19 protein-coding genes and 3 tRNA genes are annotated in these 21,732 nt (G+C 73.5%); 9 read left to right on the top strand and 13 right to left on the bottom strand.

The annotated features are described in order from the left end of the window. Nucleotides 1-114: 114 nt before the first annotated feature. Entirely contained in the window at nucleotides 115-1,890 is a 1,776-nt protein-coding gene (locus tag ZF1_RS21255; RefSeq protein WP_482638186.1) for an Hsp70 family protein, read from the top strand. 23 nt (nucleotides 1,891-1,913) lie between these two features. Continuing rightward, on the top strand, nucleotides 1,914-2,036 hold the full coding sequence (locus ZF1_RS21260; protein WP_482638187.1) for a hypothetical protein: 123 nt from the start codon (nucleotides 1,914-1,916) through the stop codon (nucleotides 2,034-2,036). Between the two features lie 148 nt (nucleotides 2,037-2,184). Here ZF1_RS21260 and ZF1_RS21265 read toward each other — a convergent pair. The 4 genes from ZF1_RS21265 to gltX all read right to left on the bottom strand — a co-directional run bounded on the left by ZF1_RS21265 (nucleotide 2,185) and on the right by gltX (nucleotide 4,045). Next, a tRNA-Glu gene (locus ZF1_RS21265) sits at nucleotides 2,185-2,257 on the bottom strand. Between the two features lie 48 nt (nucleotides 2,258-2,305). Next, nucleotides 2,306-2,381, bottom strand: a tRNA-Glu gene (locus ZF1_RS21270). Between the two features lie 58 nt (nucleotides 2,382-2,439). Beyond that, nucleotides 2,440-2,511 (bottom strand) — tRNA-Gln (locus ZF1_RS21275). Between the two features lie 55 nt (nucleotides 2,512-2,566). Further along, on the bottom strand, nucleotides 2,567-4,045 hold the full coding sequence (gltX, locus tag ZF1_RS21280) for a glutamate--tRNA ligase (RefSeq protein WP_482638188.1): 1,479 nt from the start codon (nucleotides 4,043-4,045) through the stop codon (nucleotides 2,567-2,569). A 119-nt stretch (nucleotides 4,046-4,164) separates the two neighbouring features. Here gltX and ZF1_RS21285 point away from each other — a divergent pair, with 119 nt between their 5' ends. After that, the gene (locus tag ZF1_RS21285) at nucleotides 4,165-4,473 is read left to right on the top strand and encodes an EthD family reductase (protein WP_062397145.1); all 309 of its coding nucleotides are present in this window, start codon (nucleotides 4,165-4,167) and stop codon (nucleotides 4,471-4,473) included. A 66-nt stretch (nucleotides 4,474-4,539) separates the two neighbouring features. Here ZF1_RS21285 and ZF1_RS21290 read toward each other — a convergent pair whose 3' ends face one another. Next, nucleotides 4,540-5,580 carry a 3-isopropylmalate dehydrogenase gene (locus ZF1_RS21290; protein WP_062397147.1) on the bottom strand — a complete coding sequence of 347 codons (1,041 nt, stop codon included), beginning with the start codon at nucleotides 5,578-5,580 and terminating at the stop codon, nucleotides 4,540-4,542. Between the two features lie 245 nt (nucleotides 5,581-5,825). Here ZF1_RS21290 and ZF1_RS21295 point away from each other — a divergent pair, with 245 nt between their 5' ends. Then, nucleotides 5,826-6,836 (top strand): LLM class flavin-dependent oxidoreductase, encoded by a 1,011-nt coding sequence (locus ZF1_RS21295; RefSeq protein ID WP_482638736.1) that lies wholly within the window; start codon nucleotides 5,826-5,828, stop codon nucleotides 6,834-6,836. A gap of 78 nt (nucleotides 6,837-6,914) precedes the next feature. Here ZF1_RS21295 and ZF1_RS21300 read toward each other — a convergent pair whose 3' ends face one another. The 5 genes from ZF1_RS21300 to ZF1_RS21320 all read right to left on the bottom strand — a co-directional run bounded on the left by ZF1_RS21300 (nucleotide 6,915) and on the right by ZF1_RS21320 (nucleotide 12,480). Continuing rightward, complete coding sequence (locus ZF1_RS21300) at nucleotides 6,915-7,175, bottom strand: hypothetical protein (protein WP_062397151.1); 261 nt, start codon at nucleotides 7,173-7,175, stop codon at nucleotides 6,915-6,917. 93 nt (nucleotides 7,176-7,268) lie between these two features. Continuing rightward, nucleotides 7,269-8,879, bottom strand: a complete 1,611-nt coding sequence (serA, locus tag ZF1_RS21305; protein ID WP_308816744.1) for a phosphoglycerate dehydrogenase — start codon at nucleotides 8,877-8,879, stop codon at nucleotides 7,269-7,271. 249 nt (nucleotides 8,880-9,128) lie between these two features. After that, nucleotides 9,129-10,133 (bottom strand): ketol-acid reductoisomerase, encoded by a 1,005-nt coding sequence (ilvC, locus tag ZF1_RS21310; RefSeq protein ID WP_062397153.1) that lies wholly within the window; start codon nucleotides 10,131-10,133, stop codon nucleotides 9,129-9,131. A 44-nt stretch (nucleotides 10,134-10,177) separates the two neighbouring features. After that, nucleotides 10,178-10,687 (bottom strand): acetolactate synthase small subunit, encoded by a 510-nt coding sequence (gene ilvN / locus ZF1_RS21315; protein ID WP_062397155.1) that lies wholly within the window; start codon nucleotides 10,685-10,687, stop codon nucleotides 10,178-10,180. Beyond that, on the bottom strand, nucleotides 10,684-12,480 hold the full coding sequence (locus tag ZF1_RS21320; protein WP_482638737.1) for an acetolactate synthase large subunit: 1,797 nt from the start codon (nucleotides 12,478-12,480) through the stop codon (nucleotides 10,684-10,686). Before ZF1_RS21320 ends, ilvN begins: the two co-directional genes overlap by 4 nt. Nucleotides 12,481-12,907: 427 nt before the next feature. Between ZF1_RS21320 and ZF1_RS21325 the strand changes: the two genes are divergently transcribed. The 4 genes from ZF1_RS21325 to ZF1_RS21340 all read left to right on the top strand — a co-directional run bounded on the left by ZF1_RS21325 (nucleotide 12,908) and on the right by ZF1_RS21340 (nucleotide 18,077). Further along, nucleotides 12,908-13,453, top strand: coding sequence for a PH domain-containing protein (locus ZF1_RS21325; RefSeq protein WP_062397157.1), 546 nt, complete (start codon nucleotides 12,908-12,910; stop codon nucleotides 13,451-13,453). A 170-nt stretch (nucleotides 13,454-13,623) separates the two neighbouring features. Then, complete coding sequence (gene ilvD / locus ZF1_RS21330; RefSeq protein ID WP_062397159.1) at nucleotides 13,624-15,465, top strand: dihydroxy-acid dehydratase; 1,842 nt, start codon at nucleotides 13,624-13,626, stop codon at nucleotides 15,463-15,465. A gap of 69 nt (nucleotides 15,466-15,534) precedes the next feature. Continuing rightward, nucleotides 15,535-16,533, top strand: coding sequence for an aldo/keto reductase (locus tag ZF1_RS21335; RefSeq protein WP_482638189.1), 999 nt, complete (start codon nucleotides 15,535-15,537; stop codon nucleotides 16,531-16,533). Between the two features lie 161 nt (nucleotides 16,534-16,694). Then, entirely contained in the window at nucleotides 16,695-18,077 is a 1,383-nt protein-coding gene (locus ZF1_RS21340) for an NAD-dependent succinate-semialdehyde dehydrogenase (RefSeq protein ID WP_073578435.1), read from the top strand. A gap of 20 nt (nucleotides 18,078-18,097) precedes the next feature. On the opposite strand, the gene ZF1_RS21345 is transcribed toward ZF1_RS21340, so the two are convergent. From ZF1_RS21345 to ZF1_RS21355, 3 genes are read right to left on the bottom strand one after another with little or no spacing between them, the layout of a single operon-like run. Then, on the bottom strand, nucleotides 18,098-19,000 hold the full coding sequence (locus ZF1_RS21345; RefSeq protein ID WP_482638190.1) for a phosphotransferase: 903 nt from the start codon (nucleotides 18,998-19,000) through the stop codon (nucleotides 18,098-18,100). Next, nucleotides 18,997-19,599, bottom strand: a complete 603-nt coding sequence (locus ZF1_RS21350) for a DoxX family membrane protein (RefSeq protein WP_350589524.1) — start codon at nucleotides 19,597-19,599, stop codon at nucleotides 18,997-18,999. Before ZF1_RS21350 ends, ZF1_RS21345 begins: the two co-directional genes overlap by 4 nt. A gap of 25 nt (nucleotides 19,600-19,624) precedes the next feature. After that, a complete protein-coding gene (locus ZF1_RS21355) occupies nucleotides 19,625-20,545 on the bottom strand; it encodes a 2-hydroxyacid dehydrogenase (protein ID WP_062397171.1) in 921 nt (306 codons plus the stop codon). 55 nt (nucleotides 20,546-20,600) lie between these two features. On the opposite strand from ZF1_RS21355, the gene ZF1_RS21360 reads away from it, so the two are divergent. Further along, nucleotides 20,601-21,701 carry a PQQ-dependent sugar dehydrogenase gene (locus tag ZF1_RS21360; protein ID WP_482638191.1) on the top strand — a complete coding sequence of 367 codons (1,101 nt, stop codon included), beginning with the start codon at nucleotides 20,601-20,603 and terminating at the stop codon, nucleotides 21,699-21,701. The last annotated feature ends 31 nt before the right edge of the window (nucleotides 21,702-21,732 follow it).

Consider the following 21,732-nt stretch of genomic DNA (forward strand, 5'->3'; position numbering starts at 1 on the left):
GGTTCCTGCCTGCGGTACCGACGCGACTGAGGGGACGGTTCCGGGCTCCACTACCGTGTGGAGGTCCGGCACCGGGCCGGATCCTTCGGACATGGTCGGCACACCGGGGAGACGATGGGTTACCTGCTGGGCATCGACGTCGGCACCACCCGCACCGCGGCTGCGGTCATCGGCTCCGGCACCGTCGAGATGGTCACCCTCGGTGACCACTCGGTCGACATCCCGTCCGTGGTCTACGTGGCACCCGACGGCGGTCTGCTGTTCGGCGAGGCCGCCGAGCGCCGCGCGCTGACCGAACCGGACCGGGTCGCCCGCGAGTTCAAGCGGCGCATCGGCGACCCGACGCCGATCCCGCTGGGCGAGCTGTCCTTCGCCCCCGAGCAGCTGTCCGCGCTGCTGGCCGAGCACGTCGTCGACGTCGTCGCGCGCACCGAGGGCGGCGCACCCGAGCGCATCGCGGTGACCCACCCGGCGTCCTGGGGCACGCACAAGTGCGACCTGTTCGCCGCGGCCCTCGCCGAGCGCGGCCTGACCGTCACGTTCCTCACCGAGCCGCAGGCCGCCGCGCTGCACTACGCGACGAACGAGCGGGTCGAGCCCGGCGCGACCGTCGCCGTCTACGACCTGGGCGGCGGGACCTTCGACGCCGCCGTCGTGCGCAAGGAGGCCGCGGGCGGCGGGTTCACGCTGCTCGGCAGGCCCGAGGGCGTCGAGCAGCTCGGTGGCGCCGACTTCGACCAGGCCGTCGTCGACCACGTGCGCGACGCCGTCCCGGCCGCCTTCGAGGGGCTCGACGAGACCGACCCGAACGTCCTGTCCGCGATGGCCCGGCTGCGCCGCGACTGCCGCGAGGCCAAGGAGGGTCTGTCGGCCGACACGGAGGTCTCGATCCCGGTGTGGCTCGGCGAGGTCCGCACGACGGTGCGCCTGCACCGCAGCGACTTCGAGGAGCGCATCCGGCCCCGGCTGGAGGAGTCGGTCGAGGCGCTGCAGCGGGCGATCGCCTCGGCCGGGCTGGCCGCGTCCGGACCGTCGGTCGTGCTGCTCGTGGGCGGGTCCTCGCGGGTCCCGCTGGTCGCCGAGCTCGTCTCCACCGGGCTCGGTCGTCCCGTGCAGGTCGACGCGGACCCGAAGAACACCATCGCGAAGGGCGCCGTCGTCGCGCTCGGGCCGGCCGACCCGGTCCCCGGCACCGGCTCGGGCGGGTTCGGCGCGGTGGCGGCGAGCAGCAGTCCCGCGCTCGCCCCCGACCCCGGCCCGTTGCCCTGGGAGAACCCGGACCCGGTCACCGATCGGATGCCGACCGGCGGCACGACCCAGCTCGACGGGGACCGCACCGTCTACCTCGAGGGCGCCCGCGCCGATCCGCCCACCGACCGCATCCCCGTCGTGCCGCCGATGGGCTACGACCAGACCGCCGTGCACGGCTACGGCGGGTACGGCGGCTACGACGACGGGGAGACCACCGTCGCCCCCGGGCCCGCACCCGTCCGCCGTTCTCCCGCGCTGCTCATCGGCGCCGGCGGGGTCGTCGCGGCGCTGGCCGTGCTGGGCACGGTGTTCTTCTGGCCACAGGACCGCACGATCAGCAATGCGACGCCCGAGCTGCCGGCAATCCCGACGACGACCCAGGCTCCGCCCCCGACGACCGTCGACCAGGAACCGGTGCGCGAGCCGGAACGGACCAGGGACCGGCCGACCGAGGTCGCCCCGACGACGACCGACGCCCCGGCCCCCGTGCCGCCGCCGGTCGTGACCACGACGACGACCGCCCCGCCGCCGCCGCAGAGCTCGACGTCCTCGTCATCCTCCTCGTCCTCGAAGCCGCCGGAACCCGATCCCGGCGGAGGCGAGGGCGGCCAGAACCCGCCGGTCCCTCCGGCCCAGTGACCAGGAATCGGCAGCTCGTACCCATGATCGGCGGGGCCGTGCCGAACCTGGTGAACTCGTCGCTGATCGCGGTCGCGCTGGTGTCCGGCCTCTACCTCGCGACGGCGGTCGGCCGGCCCGTCACCGGGCGCCTGGTCGAGTGGTAGAGGCCACGCCCGCTCTACCCGGCCGGCGCCGTGTTGGTCGGCGTCGGTGGGGCCCTGGTCACCACGACCGACCGGCTCCCCGGACCGCTCGGCAACCAGGCCCGGACACGACGAAGGCCCCGCTCCGTGGAGCGGGGCCTTCGTGGAGTAGTCCCGACGGGATTTGAACCCGCGCTACCGCCTTGAGAGGGCGGCGTCCTAGGCCGCTAGACGACGGGACCAGGACATTCGGCTCGATCTCGATTGCGGACCCCCGGTGAGGGAGTCCGTGGTAGTCCCGACGGGATTTGAACCCGCGCTACCGCCTTGAGAGGGCGGCGTCCTAGGCCGCTAGACGACGGGACCTTGGACGAGACCGTGCCGATTGTCAGAAATCATCATTCCGAAGAATTCGTGATCTCCGCTGGGGTACCAGGACTCGAACCTAGACTAACTGAACCAGAATCAGTCGTGCTGCCAATTACACCATACCCCATCGAAAAGCGGGCCCCGTTCCGGAGCGAGGCCCGCTCTCCGTTGATGTAGGTACTCTAACCCATGCCCTGGGAGCGTCTGACACCGGCCCCCAGGCGGGAGAGCGACCGCTCGCGGCCCAGCAGCTCCATGCTCTCGTAGAGCGGCGGGGACACCGTGCGGCCGCTGATGGCGACGCGGACGGGGGCGAACGCCTTCCGCGGCTTGAGCTCCAGACCGTCCACGAGCGAGGTCTTGAGCGACTCCTCGATCGCGGCGGCCGACCATTCCGGCAGGTCCGTGAGCCCGGCGACGGCGGCCTCCAGCACCGGGGCCGCGTCGGCGCCCAGGTTCTTCGCGGCGGCGTCGTCGTCGGGGGTGAAGGTGTCCTCGTCGCGGAAGAGGAAGGCCAGCATCCGGGCCGCGTCGGACAGCACCTGGCTGCGCTCCTGCACCAGCGGCGCGGCGGCGGCGAGCACCGAGCGGTCGGGGTCGGTGATCCCCTCGGCGGCGAGGTGGGGCACGACGCGCTCGGCGAAGTCCTCGGGGGCGAGCAGGCGCAGGTGTGCGGCGTTGATCGCCTCGGCCTTCTTCAGGTCGAAGCGGGCGGCGTTGCTCGACACCCGGGACACGTCGAAGGCGGCGACCATCTCGTCGAGGGAGAACACGTCGCGGTCCTCGGCGATCGACCAGCCGAGCAGCGCGAGGTAGTTGAGCAGTCCCTCCGGCACGAACCCGCGGTCGCGGTAGTGGAACAGGTTCGACTGCGGGTCCCGCTTGGACAGCTTGCGGTTGCCCTCACCGGTGACGAGCGGGAGGTGGGCGTAGGTGAAGGGGCCGTGACCGATACCGACCCGGGCCAGCGCCTCCAGCAGCGCGATCTGCCGCGGGGTGGAGGCCAGCAGGTCCTCCCCGCGCAGGACGTGCGTGATCTCCATCAGCGCGTCGTCGACCGGGTTGGTCAGCGGGTAGAGCGGGGTGCCGTCGCCGCGGGCCAGCACGAAGTCGGGCACCTGCCCGGCCCGGAACGTGATCTCGCCGCGGACGAGGTCGGTGAAGGTGATGTCGTGGTCGGGCATGCGCAGCCGGTAGACCGGGGCGCGACCCTCGGCCCGGAACGCGGCGCGCTGGTCCTCGGTGAGGTCGCGGTCGGCGTTGTCGTAGCCGAGCTTGGGGTCACGGCCCGCGGCGCGGTGCCGGGCCTCGATCTCCTCGGCGCTGGAGTACGACTCGTAGACCTCGCCGGCGTCGATCAGCCGGCGCAGGGCGTCGGCGTAGACCTCGCCGCGTTCGCTCTGCCGGTACGGCCCGTGCGGGCCGCCCTTCTCTACGCCCTCGTCCCAGTCGAGGCCGAGCCACTCCAGCGCGTCGAGCAGGGCCCGGTAGGACTCGTCGGAGTCGCGGGAGGCGTCGGTGTCCTCGATCCGGAACACCAGGGCCCCGCCGTGGTGGCGGGCGTGGGCCCAGTTGAACAGGGCGGTGCGGATGAGGCCGACGTGCGGGGTACCGGTGGGCGACGGGGAGAACCGCACCCGGACCTGGGCTGGAGTACTCATGGTCGGTCCAGCGTATCGACCCCGTACGGAGGGGTGGTGCACGCGGGCGCCGGATGGACCATGGTGGACGGCAGTCGCGGCGCACCGGAGCGTCGCGGGACGAGGCGAGGAGGAACCCCGTGTTCCAGCTGACCGCTCTGTACAACCACCCCGAGGACGCCGCCGCGTTCGACCGGCACTACGACACCGTGCACGCCCCGCTGGCGAAGAAGATCCCCGGTGTGCAGCGGTTCACCGTCTCCCGGCCCGCGCCGGGACCGGACGGGGCGCAGCCGCCGTACCACCTCGTGGCCGTGCTGGAGTTCCCCGACGCGGCGGCGTTCCAGTCCGGGATGGGCGGCGCCGAGGGACAGGCCGCCGTGGCCGACCTCGACAACTTCGCCGGCGCCGGGGTGACCCTGCTGACCGGTCCGTCGAACCAGGTCTGACCCGCCCGCACACGACGACGGGGTGGCCCCGGAGATCCGGTGCCACCCCGTCGGTGTGTGCGTGGGTCAGTTGGTGGCGACCTCACGGCTCGACACGAGCGCGGCGAGCCGGTCCCCGATCGACGAGGTGTTGCCCGTCGCCGCGTGGTCCCGGGTGGCCAGGTCGAACGCGACCGCGGCCTCGATCCGGCGGGCCGAGTCACGCTGGCCCATGTGGTCGAGCAGCAGCGCGACCGAGAGCACGGCGGCCGTCGGGTCGGCGATGCCCTGGCCCGCGATGTCCGGGGCGGAGCCGTGCACCGGCTCGAACATCGACGGGTTGGTACGGCTGGCGTCGATGTTGCCGCTGGCCGCCAGGCCGATGCCGCCGGTGACCGCCGCCGCGAGGTCGGTGAGGATGTCGCCGAACAGGTTGTCGGTGACGATCACGTCGTACCGGCCCGGGTCGGTGACCAGGTGGATCGTGGTCGAGTCGACGTGCTGGTAGGCCACCGAGACCTCGGGGTACTCCAGCGACACCTCCTCGACGATCCGCGACCACAGCGCACCGGCGAAGGTCAGGACGTTGGTCTTGTGGACCAGCGTCAGGTGCTTCTTCGGCCGCCGCTGGGCACGGGCGAACGCGTCGCGCACGACACGGTCGATGCCGAACGCGGTGTTCTGGCTGACCTCGGTCGCGATCTCGTGCGGGGTGTCCTTGCGGAGCAGGCCGCCGGTGCCGACGTACGGCCCCTCGGTCCCCTCGCGCACGACCACCAGGTCGATCTCCGGGTTGCCCGCCAGCGGGCCGCGCACCCCCGGGTAGAGCCGCGCGGGGCGCAGGTTCACGTGGTGGTCCAGCTCGAAGCGCAGACGCAGGAGCAGGCCGCGCTCGAGGATGCCGCTGGGCACCGACGGGTCGCCGACCGCGCCCAGCAGGATCGCGTCGTGCTGCTTGATCTCGGTCAGCACCGTCTCCGGGAGCAGCTCGCCCGTGGAGTGCCAGCGGGCGGCACCGAGGTCGTACTCGGTCGTCTCCACGTCGCGGGCGACCTCGCCCAGGACCTTGAGTGCCTCGTTGATCACTTCCGGGCCGATGCCGTCACCGGGGATGACCGCAAGGCGCATGACCTCGTCCTCTCGTCGTACTGCTGGCCGCACGCTACCGCCTGCCGACGCAGGGTCATCGTTCGGCCACCCGGTGGGGTGGTCCCGTCCGGGTGACGCGTGCGCCGCACGCGGTCGGAGTACCCGCGACACGCGGCCGTTCCGGGGACTCCGGCCCGTTCCGAGGGGTGGGACGGCCGCCGCGGCCGTCACCCGTCCGGATGGTGGTGGGGAAGAAGCGCGACGACGGCGTCGTTGCCCCGGACGTGCCCACGCCCGACCGCCCGCTGCGTCGCCTCGGCTTCCTCACCATCGGTTCGTTCGACGGCGACGACCCCCGCCCCGGACACGAGACGACCCTGGACATGATCGCCCTCGGCGAGCGTCTGGGCTTCGACTCGGCCTTCGTCCGGCACCGTCACCTGCAGTTCGGCATCTCCTCGCCGGTCGCGGTGCTCGCCGCGGCGACCCAGCGGACCACGCGGATCGAGCTCGGGACGGCCGTGGTCCCGCTGGGCTGGGAGAACCCGCTGCGCCTCGCCGAGGACCTCGCGACGGTCGACGTGCTCTCCGGCGGCCGGCTGAACCCGGGCGTCTCGGTCGGGCCGCCGATGCAGTGGGAGCACGTGCGGGACGCGCTCTACCCGGACACCGCCGACCTCGAGGACTTCGGCCGCGAGCGGGTGTCGCGGCTGCTGCGCCTGGTGCGCGGGGAGCGGGCGAGCACCTTCTCCGGGACGGTCGGGATCGAGTCGTTCTCCGAGCGGGTGCAGCCGCACTCCCCCGGTCTGGCCGGGCGCATGTGGTACGGCGCGGGCAGCGACTCCTCCGCCGTCTGGGCCGCGGGGCAGGGCCTGAACCTGCTGACGAGCAACGTGGTGCGCTCCGGCGGGGAGACCGACTTCGCCGCGATCCAGTCCCGGCAGATCCGGGCGTACCGCGAGGCGAACCCCGCGGGGCGCGTGTCGCAGGGCCTGGTCGTCGTCCCGACCGACTCGGCGACACCCGCCCAGCGCGAGCGCTACGCCGCCTACGCCCGCGAGCGCGACGCCCGGGTCGGCGTCCCGCAGGGCCCGGCCGGTCTGCTGTTCGCCCGCGATCTGGTCGGCACCTCCGCCGAGATCGCCGAACGGCTGTGGGCCGACGCCGGGTTCCGCGAGGTCGACGAGGCGGTGTTCGCGCTGCCGTTCGGCTTCCCGCACGACGACTACGTCCAGATCGTCACCGACATCGCCGGCGCGCTCGGACCCGCGCTGGGCTGGACGCCGCGCGACTGAGCCCGGCGCCCGGCCGGCCCACGCGCGGCGGAGCCGGTGCCGCCGGGACCGGCGCGGGCGCCCCGCGGGGCACCGGGCTCAGTGGCCGGCGCGGGGCAGCGCCCGGCGGGCCCGCACCCGGCCCGGGGCCTCGATCATCGCGACGAGCGCGGCGAGGACCACGAGCATGCCGGGGCCGATCGTCATCGTCGCCGACGGCGGCCCGGTCACGATCGCCATCACCGACACGACGTAGGGCACGGTCAGCGACAGCCCGGTGACGAAGCCGACGCCGAGCAGCACCAGGCACCCCACACCGACCGTCGTGCCCGCCAGTACCAGTGCCCGCAGCCAGCTCACCGGGTCCCCCTCCGCTCGTGGCGAGCAGACACGATCCCACGACCGGCCGGGTCCGCGCAGCCGTTTCCCGCAGGGCGGGACGGGCCCGGTCGCTCAGTCGTCGAAGGAGATGAGCCGGATCGTCCGGGCGCCGACCGAGGCGCCGATCGGCTCCAGCACCGCCGGGTCGATCTGGCGGTCCACCCGCAGGAGCATGACGGCGTCGGTGCCGTCGGTGGTCTGCGAGATCTGGGCGGCCTCGATGTTGACCGCGGCCTCCCCCAGCAGCGACCCGACCCGGCCCATCACGCCGGGGCGGTCGGCGTACTCCAGCAGGACGACCTCGCCCTCGGCACGCAGGTCGAAGTGCCGTCCGTTGATCTCGACGAGCTTCTCGACCTCGGCGCGGCCGGTCAGGGTGCCGGACACGGTGACCTTCTCCCCGTCGGGCATGGCGCCGCGCAGCTGCACCACGCTGCGGTGGTTGGCGCTCTCCGGGCTGGTGGTGATCTCCACGGTGACCCCGCGCTCCTCGGCGAGCTGCGGCACGTTCACGAACGTCACCTGGTCCTCGACGACGTGGGTGAACACCCCGCGCAGCGCGGCCAGGCCGAGGACCTGGACGTCCTCGGTGGCCAGCTCGCCCGCGACGTCGACGGTGACCGAGGTCGGGGTGCGCCCGGCGACGGCGTGCAGGGTGGTGCCGAGCTTCTGCACCAGCGGCAGCCAGGGCCGGACCTCCTCGCCGACGGCGCCGTGGATCTGCACGTTGACCGCGTCCGGCACGAACTCCCCGGCCAGGGCCAGCTGCACCGAGCGGGCCACGTCGGTCCCGGCCCGGTCCTGCGCCTCGGCGGTGGAGGCGCCCAGGTGCGGGGTGACGACGACGTTCTCCAGTTCGAACAGCGGGCTCGACGTGGTCGGCTCGGTGACGTAGACGTCGATCCCGGCGCCGCCGACGTGCCCGGAGCGGACCGCCTCGGCCAGGGCGTCCTCGTCGATCAGGCCGCCGCGGGCGGCGTTGACGACGAGCACCCCCGGCTTCGTGAGCGCGAGCTGGTCCTTGCCGATGAGGCCGAGGGTCTCCGGGGTCTTCGGCAGGTGCACGGTGATCATGTCCGCGGTGCGGAGCAGGTCGTCGAGGCCCATCAGCTCGATGCCGAGCTGCGCGGCGCGCGACGGCGCGATGTAGGGGTCGTAGGCGACCAGCGTCATGCCGAACGCGGCGAGGCGCTGCGCGACGAGCTGCCCGATCTTGCCGAGCCCGACGATGCCGACGGTCTTGCCGCCCAGCTCGACGCCGCCGTAGGACGAGCGCTTCCACGCCCCGGAGCGCAGCGCGGCGTCCGCGGCCGGGATGTGGCGCGCGGTCGCGAGCAGCAGCGCGATGGCGTGCTCGGCGGCGGAGACGATGTTCGAGGTCGGGGCGTTGACGACCATCACCCCGCGCGCGGTCGCGGCGGGGACGTCGACGTTGTCCAGACCGACCCCGGCGCGCGCGACGACCTTGAGGCGGCCGGCCGCGGCGAGCGCCTCGGCGTCGACCCGGGTGGCGGACCGGACCAGCAGCGCGTCGGCGTCGGCGAGCGCCGCCAGCAGGGCGGGGCGGTCGGTGCCGTCGACGTGGCGGATCTCGACGCCGTCCCCGAGCAGCTCGACGGCGGAGGGCGCGAGCGTCTCCGCGAGCAGGACGACGGGACGGTGGTCGGTGGCTGCGGTGCTCACGGTGTGCGAGTGCTCCCCGAGGTCGGTGCGCGAACGTCGACCATCCTAGGACCGCGGGGGCCCTCGTGGACCCGGACGGGCGGACGGGTCGTTGCGCGGCACCCCCACCGGACGCGCGAAACCCCCGCCCGGTGTCGCCGGTACGGGGGTTCCACGTCGCCTGGTCCGGATGGGTGCGTCCGGGCCCGGGCATCCGCGGGCCGTCTGGGGCCCGCGCGATTCATCCTGCCGGACGCGTCCGGCAGTGGATCACTTGGCCTTCTCGCCGACCCAGCTCATCAGGCCGCGGAGCTTCTCGCCGACCTGCTCGATCGGGTGCTCGGCGCCCTGCTGCTGCAGCTTGGTGTAGTTGCCGCGGCCGGCCTCGTCCTCGGCCACCCACTCGCGGGCGAAGGTGCCGTCCTGGATCTCGCCCAGGATCTTCTGCATCTCGGCCTTGACCGCGGGCGTGATGACGCGCGGGCCACGGGTGAGGTCGCCGTACTCGGCGGTGTCGGAGATGGAGAAGCGCTCGTTGGCGATGCCGCCCTCGTACATGAGGTCGACGATCAGCTTGAGCTCGTGCAGGCACTCGAAGTAGGCGATCTCCGGGGCGTAGCCCGCCTCGGTCAGCACCTCGAAGCCGGTCTGGACGAGCGCGGCGGCACCGCCGCAGAGGACGGCCTGCTCACCGAACAGGTCGGTCTCGGTCTCCTCCTTGAAGGTGGTCTCGATGACGCCCGCACGGGCGCCGCCGATCCCGGCCGCGTAGGAGAGCGCGAGCGCCTTGGCGTTGCCCGAGGCGTCCTGCTCGACGGCGATCAGGGCGGGGACGCCCTTGCCGTCGACGAACTGGCGGCGGACCAGGTGGCCCGGGCCCTTCGGCGCGACCATGGCCACGTCGACGTTCGCCGGGGGCTTGATCAGCTCGTAGCGGATGTTGAAGCCGTGGCCGAAGAACAGCGCGTCGCCGTCCTTGAGGTTCGGCTCGATGTCCTGGGTGTAGATGAAGCGCTGCTTGGTGTCGGGCGCCAGGACCATGATCACGTCGGCCCAGGCGGAGACCTCGGCCGGCGTGCCGACCTCGAGGCCCTCGTCGGCGGCCTTCTGCCGGGACTTGGAGCCCTCGGGCAGACCGATCTTCACCTCGACCCCGGAGTCACGCAGGGACAGCGAGTGCGCGTGCCCCTGGGAGCCGTAGCCGATCACGGCGACCTTGCGGCCCTGGATGATCGACAGGTCGGCGTCGGCGTCGTAGTAGATGTTGACACTCATGGCTCTGGGACGGTTCCTCTCGGAGGTTGTGTAGCGACGACTGTCTAGCGGACGGCCGCGGCGGTGATGGACCGGGGGCCGCGGCCGACGGCCACCATCCCGGACTTCACCATCTCGCGGATCCCGTAGGGCTCCAGCATGCGCAGGAGCGCGTTGAGCTTGTCGGCCGACCCGGTGGCCTCGACCGTGACCGCCTCCGGGGAGACGTCGACGACCTTGGCGCGGAACAGCTGCACGGTCTCGACGACCTGGCTGCGCACCGTGGCGTCGGCCCGGACCTTGACCAGAAGCAGCTCGCGCTGCACCGAGGCGTCCGGCTCCAGCTCGACGATCTTGATGACGTGCACCAGCTTGTTGAGCTGCTTGGTGACTTGCTCCATCGGGAGCTCGTCCACCTCGACGACGATCGTCATGCGCGAGACGTCGGGGTGCTCGGTCGGGCCGACCGCGAGCGAGTTGATGTTGAACCCGCGCCGCGAGAACAGCCCGGAGACCCGGGCCAGGACACCCGGCTTGTCCTCGACCAGGACCGAGAGGGTGTGGAGCTCGCTCACTTCTCGCCCTCCAGGGCCTGCTCGGTGACGTCGGCGACCGCGTCGACCGACGCGGCCAGCTCGTCGTGCTCGAACTCCGGCCGGATGTCGCGCCGGACGTTGATCTCGTCGTTGCTCGTGCCCGCGGCGACCATCGGCCACACCTGGGCGTCGGCACCGACGACGAACTCCACGACGACCGGCCGGTCGTTGATCTCCATCGCCTGGTGGATGACCCGGTCGACGTCCTCCTTGGACTCGACCCGCAGTCCCTCACAGCCCATCGCCTGCGCGAGCATCGGGAAGTCCGGGATGCGCAGCTTGTGGGTGTTGAGGTCGGTGTTGGAGTACCGCTCGCCGTAGAACAGGTTCTGCCACTGGCGGACCATGCCGAGGTTGCCGTTGTTGATGACGGCGACCTTGATCGGGATGCCCTCGATCGCGCAGGTGGCGAGCTCCTGGTTGGTCATCTGGAAACAGCCGTCGCCGTCGATGCACCAGACGACGGCATCCGGCTCGCCGACCTTGGCGCCCATCGCGGCCGGGACCGCGTAGCCCATGGTCCCGAGCCCACCGGAGTTCAGCCAGGTCCGCGGCTTCTCGTACTTGACGAACTGCGCGGCCCACATCTGGTGCTGGCCGACGCCCGCGGCGTAGATCGCGTCCGGCCCGGCGATCGCGCCGATCCGCTCGATCACGTACTGCGGCGAGAGCGCGCCGTCGGTCGGCTCGTCGTAGCCGAGCGGGTAGCGGTCGCGCAGGCCGCCGACCTGCTTCCACCAGGACGACAGGTCCGGCTCACCGTGCTCGGCCCGGTCCGCACGCACGGCCTCGACCAGGTCGGCCAGGACCTCCTTGCAGTCCCCGACGATCGGCACGTCGGCGCGCCGGTTCTTGGAGATCTCGGCCGGGTCGATGTCGGCGTGGATGATCTTCGCCCCGGGGGCGAAGCTCTCCAGCTTGCCGGTGACCCGGTCGTCGAACCGGGAGCCGAGCGCGACCAGCAGGTCGGACCGCTGCATCGCCGCGACCGCGGCGACGGTGCCGTGCATCCCGGGCATGCCCAGGTGCAGCGGGTGGCTGTCGGGGAACACACCGCGCGCCATCAGGGTGGTGACGACGGGCGCCCCGGTCAGCTCGGCCAGCTCCCTGAGCTCCTCGGCGGCCTCGGCCTTGAGGACACCGCCGCCGACGTAGAGCACCGGCTTGGCCGACTCGCGGATGAGCCGGGCGGCCTCGCGGATCTGCTTGCCGTGCGGCCGGGTCGTCGGCCGGTAGCCGGGCAGCTGCAGCTCCGGGGGCCAGGAGAACGTGGTCTGCTCCTGCAGCACGTCCTTCGGGATGTCCACCAGGACCGGGCCGGGCCGGCCGGTGGACGCCAGATGGAAGGCCTCGGCGATCGCGCGCGGGATCTCCGTCGCGTCGGTCACCAGCATGTTGTGCTTGGTCACCGGCATGGTGATGCCGGTGATGTCGGCCTCCTGGAAGGCGTCGGTACCGATCAGCGGCCGGGTCTGCTGCCCCGTGATGGCCACCAGCGGCACCGAGTCCATGTGCGCGTCCGCGATCGGGGTGACCAGGTTCGTGGCCCCCGGCCCGGACGTCGCCATGCAGACCCCGACCCTGCCGGTGGCCTGCGCGTAGCCGGTCGCCGCGTGTCCGGCGCCCTGCTCGTGGCGGACGAGGATGTGGCGCACCCTCGTCGAGTCCAGGAGCGGGTCGTAGGCGGGCAGGATCGTCCCGCCGGGAAGCCCGAAGACGACCTCGCAGCCGATCTCCTCGAGCGAACGCACCAGGGACTGGGCGCCGGTCATGGGCTCGTCCACGATGCGCGGACCGGGCACGGTGGTCTCACCGGCTGCCGGGGCCGCGCTGCGGGACGTGCCGGAGGCCGCGGACCGGCCGGGCGGCGGGCCCGGCTTCGGGCCGGACGAGCCGGGCTTGGCGGGGACGGTGGTCATCTGGGTCTGCCTCGCTGGAGATCGTGTCGATCAGATGCCGGACATGGGCTGAACTCGGAGCTGGACATGAAAAAACCCCCGCCGCCCGGTACTCCGGGCGCTGCGAGGGTGAGCGCGTCGTCGTTCGAGAAGGTCGAACTCAGGCGACGACGCGCCCAAGAAGTACGAGAATTCGAACGGCGAACATGCATCGACGCTAGCACGCGTCCCACGGACGGAGTCAAACGACCCCACCCGTCCGGGCCGTGGGGTCACGGTCCGGATTTGTCACACTGGGGTCGTGAGCAGCACCGACGACCGCGCCGTCCCCGCCGACCCCACCTCTGCCGACCCGCAGTCGGCCCCGGGGGCGTCCCAGCAGGTGGACGGCGAGCTGGCGTGGACCCCCCGGGTCCGCGACGAGGGCCGCAAGCTCCGCGTGGGCTCGCGCGCGCTGGTGTTCAAGCCGAGCCGGCTGACCATCTTCGCCATCCTGGTCGCGGTCGTCGGATCGACGCCGCTGGTGTTCAGCCTGCCGTGGTTCTGGGTCGTGCTGGTGGCCCCGGTCGCGGCGATCGCCTGGATCCTGCGGGTCCGCACCACCGTGGACCCGGACACGCTCACCGTCCGCGGCGCGTTCTCCTCCCGCACCGTGGACTGGGACGACGTGCGCGGTCTGCGGATCGGCTCGCGCTCGCGGGTCAGCGCGGTGCTGGGCGAGGACGACGACCTCGTCCTGCCCGCGGTGCACGCGCGCGACCTGCCCGCGCTCTCGGTCGCCAGCGGTGGCCGGTTCGCCGACCCGGCCGCGGTGAGCGACCCGGAGGATCCGGCCGAGGGTCACTGACGCCCGTCGCGGGGCGTACGGTTGCGGGCGATCGGCCCGCCGGCCGGCGGGACGCGACCCGCCCCGCCGCCGTCGCGCCGCACCCCCCGGGCGGCTCGTGCCCACGCTCCGCGACGCGCCCACCGGGGTCCCTCACGAACCACCACGGAAGACCCGGCTGGAGAAGACCGATGCCCGCCCTGCGTTCCCGCGTCACCACCCACGGTCGCAACGCCGCCGGAGCGCGTTCGCTCTGGCGCGCGACCGGCATGGGCGACGACGACTTCGGCAAGCCGATCGTCGCGATCGCCAACTCCTACACCCAGTTCGTGCCCGGCCACGTGCACCTCAAGGACATGGGTGACCTCGTCGCGGGCGCGATCAAGGAGGCGGGCGGGGTCGCCAAGGAGTTCAACACGATCGCCGTCGACGACGGCATCGCGATGGGCCACGGCGGGATGCTCTACTCGCTGCCCAGCCGGGAGATCATCGCGGACGCGGTGGAGTACATGGTCAACGGCCACGCGGCCGACGCCCTGGTGTGCATCTCCAACTGCGACAAGATCACGCCGGGCATGCTGAACGCCGCGATGCGGCTGAACATCCCGACCGTGTTCGTCTCCGGCGGGCCGATGGAGGCCGGCAAGGCGGTCGTCGTCGGCGGGGTCGCGCAGGCACCCACCGACCTGATCACCGCGATCTCGGCGTCGGCGTCGTCCGAGGTGGACGACGCGGGTCTCGCCGAGGTCGAGCGTTCGGCCTGCCCGACCTGCGGGTCCTGCTCCGGGATGTTCACCGCGAACTCGATGAACTGCCTCACCGAGGCGCTCGGGCTGTCCCTGCCGGGCAACGGCTCCACCCTGGCCACGCACGCCGCGCGCCGCGAGCTGTTCCTGAACGCCGGGCGCACCGTGATGGACCTGGCCACCCGCTGGTACCGCGACGACGACGCGTCCGCGCTGCCCCGCAACATCGCCACCCGCGAGGCGTTCGAGAACGCGATGGCGCTCGACGTCGCGATGGGCGGCTCCACCAACACGGTGCTGCACATCCTGGCCGCCGCGCAGGAGGGCGAGATCGACTTCGACCTCGCAGCCATCGACGCGGTCTCCCGCCGGGTGCCGTGCCTGAGCAAGGTCGCGCCGAACTCGGACTACCACATGGAGGACGTCCACCGGGCCGGTGGCATCCCCGCACTGCTGGGCGAGCTGTGGCGGGCCGGGCTGCTCAACACCGGGGTGCACACGGTGCACTCGCCGTCGCTGGAGCAGTGGCTCACCGAGTGGGACATCCGGTCGTCGGCACCGTCGGAGACCGCGGTCGAGCTCTACCACGCCGCCCCGGGCGGGGTCCGGACCACGCAGGCGTTCTCGACGGAGAACCGCTGGTCGAGCCTGGACACCGACGCCGCAGGCGGCTGCATCCGCGACCTGGAGCACGCCTACTCCGCCGACGGCGGACTCGCCGTGCTGCGCGGCAACCTGTCGATCGACGGCGCCGTGATCAAGACCGCCGGCATCCCGGAGGACATCTGGGAGTTCGAGGGCCCGGCCGTCGTCCTGGAGAGCCAGGAGGACGCCGTCTCGGCGATCCTGAAGAAGGAGATCAAGCCCGGCGACGTGCTGGTCATCCGCTACGAGGGCCCCTCGGGCGGGCCGGGCATGCAGGAGATGCTGCACCCGACCGCGTTCCTCAAGGGCGCCGGGCTGGGCAAGGTCTGCGCCCTGATCACCGACGGCCGCTTCTCCGGCGGCTCGTCGGGCATCTCGGTCGGCCACGTCTCCCCCGAGGCGGCCGCCGGCGGCACGATCGGCCTGGTGGAGAACGGCGACCGGATCCGGCTCGACGTCCGCGCCCGGTCGCTGGAGCTGCTCGTCGACGCCGAGACGCTCGCCGACCGGCGCGCCAAGATGGAGTCCTCGGAGCGGCCGTGGCAGCCCGTCGACCGGCAGCGCGTCGTGTCGAAGGCGCTGCGCGCCTACGCCCACATGGCGACCAGCGCCGACACCGGAGCGGTCCGCCGCATCCCCTGACCCGGCACGCACGACGGCCCCGGTCCGCCCTCCTGCGGACCGGGGCCGTTCGCGTCTAGGTTGGTTGTCATGGCTACCGGAACCGGCCTCGGAACCCGTCGACTCGGCGATCTCACCGTCTCCGCCCAGGGCCTGGGCTGCATGGGCATGAGCCAGGCCTACGGCGACACCTCCGATCGTGCCGAGTCGATCGCGACCATCCACCGCGCCCTCGACCTGGGCGTCACCCTGCTCGACACCGCGAACGTCTACGGCGACGGCGCCAACGAGGAGCTCGTGGGCGCCGCGATCGCCGACCGCCGCGACCGCGTGGTCCTGGCGACGAAGTTCGGCATCGTGCGCGACGCGCAGGGCAACCAGGGCGCGCAGGGCGACCCGGCCTACGTCCGGCGGTGCGCCGAGGAGTCGCTGCGCCGCCTGGGCGTCGACCACATCGACCTCTACTACCAGCACCGCGTCGACCCGGACACGCCGATCGAGGAGACCGTCGGCGCGCTCGCCGGGCTGATCGAGGAGGGGAAGATCCGCCACTACGGGCTCTCCGAGTGCGGAGCGGACACCGTCCGCCGCGCCCACGCCGTGCACCCGCCCGCCGCGGTGCAGTCGGAGTGGTCGCTGTGGACGCGCGGCATCGAGGAGTCGGTCGCTCCGACGTGCGCCGAGCTGGGCGTCGGCGTCGTGCCGTTCTCCCCGCTCGGGCGCGGTTTCCTGACCGGCGCGATCACCTCGACCGGGCAGCTCGGCGAGGGCGACATGCGCCGCGGCCTGCCCCGCTTCTCCGACGAGAACATGGCCGCGAACCTGGCCATCGTCGAGGCGCTCACCGCCATCGCGCAGCGCCGCGGGGTCACCGCCGGGCAGCTCGCGCTGGCCTGGGTGCAGAGCCGCGGTGAGCACGTCGTGCCGATCCCGGGGACCAAGCGGCGGACCTACCTGGAGCAGAACGTCGAGGCGGCCTCGCTGGAGCTGTCCGCCGACGAGCTCGCCGAGATCGAGGCGGCCGCCCCGTCGTCGGCGGTGGCCGGGGAGCGCTACCCGGCGCACCTGCAACGCAACGTCGGCCGCTGAGCCGGGCGCCCGGCCGCCGTCTCAGCCGGAGGCGGCGGCCGCGGCGCCGCCCCGCGGCCGGCGTGGGGTGACGAGACGGACCCGATGTTTGCCGGTCCCCCCGCGACGGACACCCGTCGGGCAGGAGCGCGACCCGCGCCACCCCGCGACGGAAGGACACCATGACCGCCTACGTGACCACGAACCCCGCCACCGGCAAGACCGAGAGGACGTTCCCCGAGCTCGACGACGCGGCGGTCTCCGACGTCCTGGGCCGCGTCACCGACGCCTATCCCGGGTGGCGCGCGACCCCGGCCGCCGACCGGGCACAGATCCTGGTCCGGGTGGCCGAGGCCTACGAGGCCCGCAGCGACGAGCTGGCCGCGCTGATCGCGACCGAGATGGGCAAGCCCGTCAAGGAGGCCGCGGGGGAGGTCGCACTGGCCGCGTCGATCTACCGCTGGTACGCCGAGCACGGCCCGGACCTGCTGACCCGGGAGACCCTGGACCCGCAGGGCGCGCAGGAGTCGGTGGTGCAGACCGAGCCGATCGGACCGCTGGTCGGGGTCATGCCCTGGAACTTCCCGTACTACCAGGTGGCGCGGTTCGTCGCGCCGAACCTGGTCGTCGGGAACACGATCGTCCTCAAGCACGCCCCGATCTGTGCCGCCTCGGCCGAGGTGATGGACGAGATCTTCCACACCGCAGGTGTTCCCGACGACGTCTACGTCAACGTCTACGCGACCAACGAGCAGATCGCCGACATGATCGCCGACCCGCGGATCCAGGGGATCTCGCTGACCGGCAGCGAGCGGGCCGGTGCCTCGGTCGCCGAGACGGCGGGGCGCAACCTGAAGAAGGCCGTCCTGGAGCTGGGCGGGTCGGACGCGTTCATCGTGCTCGACGACGCCGACGTCGCCCGCACCGCGAAGGTCGCCGCCCGGGCCCGCCTGATGAACGGCGGCCAGGCCTGCAACTCCCCGAAGCGGATGATCGTGCCGACCGACAAGGTCGAGGAGTTCGTGTCGGTGCTGGTCTCGACGTTCGAGGCGACCGAGCACGGCGACCCGACCGACTCCGGCACCCGGCTCGGCCCGCTGTCCTCGGTCGCGGCGCGCGACGGCGTCGCCGAGCAGGTGCGCCGCGCCGTCGAGCAGGGCGCCACCCTGCACACCGGCGGCGAGGTGCCCGACGGCGACGGCGCGTTCCTCCGCCCGGCCGTGCTGACCGGCGTCACGAAGGACATGGACGCCTACTCCGAGGAGATCTTCGGGCCGGTGGCCGTGGTGTACGGCGTCGACTCGGTCGACGAGGCGGTCACGCTGGCCAACGACGTGAGCTACGGGCTCAGCGGGTCGGTGTGGAGCGGCGACATCGAGCGCGCGCAGGAGATCGCCGACCGGCTCGAGGTGGGCATGGCCTACGTCAACGAGCACGGAACGACGCTGCCCGGGCTGCCGTTCGGCGGGGTGAAGCGCTCCGGCTTCGGTCGCGAGCTGGGCCGCTGGGGCATGGGCGAGTTCGTCAACACCCGGCTGCGTCGCACGGCGAAGCCCCGGGGCTGAGGCTCCGGCCCTCGCCGGGATCAGCCGCGGCGGGCCGTGACGAGCAGGTCACCCAGCTCGTCGAGGGCCGCGGCGGCGACCCGGACCATCGAGGCGACCCGGTCGGGCTCCTGGTGGTCGGCGGCGAACGGCAGGTACTGCACGTGCGCCGCCGCCCGCGCCCACGCCGTCTCCACCGCGACCATCGCGGGCGGGTCCGGCGCGCCGAGCGCGGTGTGCAGGGTGTCCCGGTAGACCGCGGGCACCGGCGACGACGGCGCGTCGGCCGGGCCGTCGGACGGCGGCGCGGCCAGCACCACGACGTCGAGCGACCCCACCGCGACGCGGGCGTTGCCCCAGTCCAGCAGCACCGCACCGGCCGGACCGGCGACGACGTTGCCGCGGTGGGCGTCGCCGTGGCACAGGGTGCGGGGCAGGGCGCGCAGCGCGGTGCGGGCGCGGTCGTCCCCGGCCCAGGCCACGACGGACGCGGCAGCGGTGTCGTGCCCGGCCGCCCTCAGCCGGTCCGCGGCGTGCCCGCACAGCCGCGCCCACCAGGCGTCGTCGACGACGGGGACGCCGCGCGGCCGGTTGCGCCGCCAGTGCGCGTGGACCAGCGCGAGGGTGCGCCACACGTCGTCGGGTACCGGGGCCCCGGCCGGCAGCGGCGCGCCGGGCTCGTGATCGAGCAGCACCCAGCCGTCGCCGGAACCGAGCATCCGGGGCAGCCGGACGGGCCCGTTCACCACCGCGACCGCACGCAGCGCGGCCGTCTCCACCGCCCCGGTCCGCTTCAGGACGACCGCGGTGCCGTCGTCGAGGTCGATCCGCTCGGCCCCGCCGGAGGCGTACCCGCCGGTCAGCGGCGTGCGTGCCCGCACCCCGAGGTCGCGACGGCGGCGCCTTGCGAGCGGGCGCAGCCAGACGTCGTCGGCAGGGGTCACCGGCGCAGCACGAACAGGACCAGCAGTGCCACCGCGACCGCGACCAGCAGCGACAGCACCGACCACGGCAGCGGGCGTCGCTGGTAGGTACGCCCGGCGTCGAGGGCGATCCGCCCGGCCCCGGCGAACACCAGCGCCGCGGCCCCGGCACCGAGCAGCAGGTCCAGCTCCAGGGAGTTCGCGCCGTCCGAGGCGAACAGCGGCACCGACAGGGCCGGCACCAGCGCCACCACCACGGCGACGCCCTTCGTCGCGAGCAGGCCCGCCGCGGCGAACGGCGTCAGCAGCCCCAGCACGAGCAGCACGCCGAGGACCAGCTGGCCGACCGCGAGCACCCAGGCCAGCGGGCCGGCGAAGGACGTGAACCCGGCGTCGGCGAGCGCGGTCGCGCTGGCGTCGAGGCCGATCCCGCCCGCGACGCCGAACAGCGTGCGTGCGCCCGCCGCGGCGAAGGACGCCCCGACGACCAGCCGCAGCACGAGCAGCCCGATGTCGGAGGAGAGGTGGGCGGGGACCGGCATGCGCTCCGGGCGGGTCTTCTCCGCCGGTTCGTCGCCGGAGATGTTGCCCCAGTCGTACTGCTGCGTGGGCCCGCTCATGGTCGGCGACAGTACCGGCGCGCGCCTAGTAGGCGCCGGTCACGAGGTTCGGCGGCGCGTCACCGGCGGCGAACGCCGCGAGCTGCTCGGCCGCGACGCCGTAGGCGCGACGCATCGCCAGCGGCACACTGCCGCCGACGTGCGGAGTGAGCAGCAACCCGGGCGCCGACCACAGCGGGTGGCCCGCGGGGAGCGGCTCGGGGTCGGTGACGTCGACGGCGGCCCGGATCCGTCCCGAGGTCAGCTCCGCGACCAGCGCGTCGGTGTCCACCACCGGCCCGCGGGCGCCGTTGACGAGCAGCGCCCCGTCGGGCATGGCGGCCAGGAAACCGGCGTCGACCATGCCGCGGGTCTCGTCGGTGAGCGGGACGATCAGCACGGTCGCGTCGTGGTGCGGCAGCAGCGCGGGCAGCTCGTCCCAGCCGTGGACGCCGTCGCGGGCGGTGCGCCCGACCAGCGCGGTCTCCACCTCGAAGGGCTCCAGACGGGCCCGGGTCTTCTGCCCGACGTCGCCCGCGCCGACGATGAGGATCTTCTTGCCGGCCAGCTCCTCGGTCTGGTGGTAGTCCCACTCGCCGCGGTCCTGGGCACGCACGAAGCGGTCCAGGTGCCGGTAGACGGCCAGCAGCACCGACACCACCCACTCGGCGGTGGCGCCGCCGTGCGCGCCGCGGCCGTCGGAGAGGCCGACGCCCTCCGGCAGCCGCCCGATCCACGTCTCGGCGCCCGCGGTGAGCAGCTGCACCAGCTCGAGGTTCGGGACCTGCTCGATGATCCCGACGGCGTCGGAACCCGCCAGGAACGGCGCGACCAGCACGCGGGCGTGGGCGGCCTCGTCGGGCAGCGGCTTCTCCGGGTCGTAGACGACCGGGTCCAGCCCGTCCACACCGGACAGGATCTCGGCTCCGACGGTGTGCGGCACCAGGACGGTCACGGGGCTGCTCATGACGCCCGACCGTACTCACCGGGCACTCACCTCGCGGGGCCTAGCCTGGTTCCTCGTGACCGCCCGGCTGCTGCTGATCGTCGCGACGCTCGTCGTGCTGCTGGGCGGCTGCGCCACCTTCCCCGACGCGGGCTCCCGCGACTGGCGCCCCCAGGCCGAAGGAGAGGGCGAGCTCGGCGGGCCGCCGCAGGTGGCGCCGGAGGAGCGGACACCGCCGCCGAGCGGAGCGCCGTCGCCGCAGCAGCAGCAGGGGGCCGCGCCGGCGCCGCAGCCGTGCGTCGACCCGGACCCGCAGGTCGTCGCCGCCTGTCTGGGGCCGGTCGGGGCGGTGGCGGTGCTCCCGCAGGGCGACCGCGCACTCGTCGCCGAGCGGCGGACCGGGCGCGTGCTCGAGGTCCGCCGCGACGCCACCCCGCAGCCGGTCGCGACCGTGCCGGTCGACCCGGCCGGCGGGCTGACCGGGCTGGTCCTGTCCCCCGGCTACGCCGAGGACCGGCTGCTCTACGCCCTGTCCGAGGGACGGGTCTGGCGGATCGCACCCGGTGAGGCGCCGAAGCCGGTGCTGGAGGGGCTGCCGCCCGGCGGGGCGCTGGCCGTCGACGCCGACGGCTCCTCGCTGCTCGTCGCCACGCCCGCCGGGGCGGGCCCGCTCGCCGGGGCGGTGCTGCGGATCGACACCCTGGGCCGTCCGGCCCCGGGCAACCCCGACCGTGCCTCGCCGGTCCTGGCCCGCGGGCTCACCGCGCCGGGCGGGGTGTGCGTCGACCCCGCGGCGCGGACCACCTGGGTCACCGACCGCACCCCGGGGCGTGACGTCCTGCACCGCGTCACGCCGGGCACGCTCGGCGCGCCCGCCTGGACCTGGCCGGACCGCCCGGGCGTCGCCGGGTGCACGGTGCTGCCGGGCGCGGTCGTCGTCGCGCAGAGCACCGGCAGGGCGCTGTTCGTGCTCAACCCGGGCGCCGAGGGCACCTTCACCGGCGACCCGAAGCCGGTCCTGGAGGGCACCTACGGCCGGATCGGCCCGGTCACCCTCGCCCCGGACGGCCTGCTGTGGCTGGGGACGGTCAACCGCGACGGCGGAGCCCCCGGCGCCACCGACGACCGGGTCGTACGCATCCAGCCGCCGACCGGCGGCGGTGCCAGCGCCATCTGACGCCGCCCGGTACCGATCCTGCATCCACCTG

It is taken from the genome of Pseudonocardia sp. ZF1 (genome assembly GCF_056835605.1).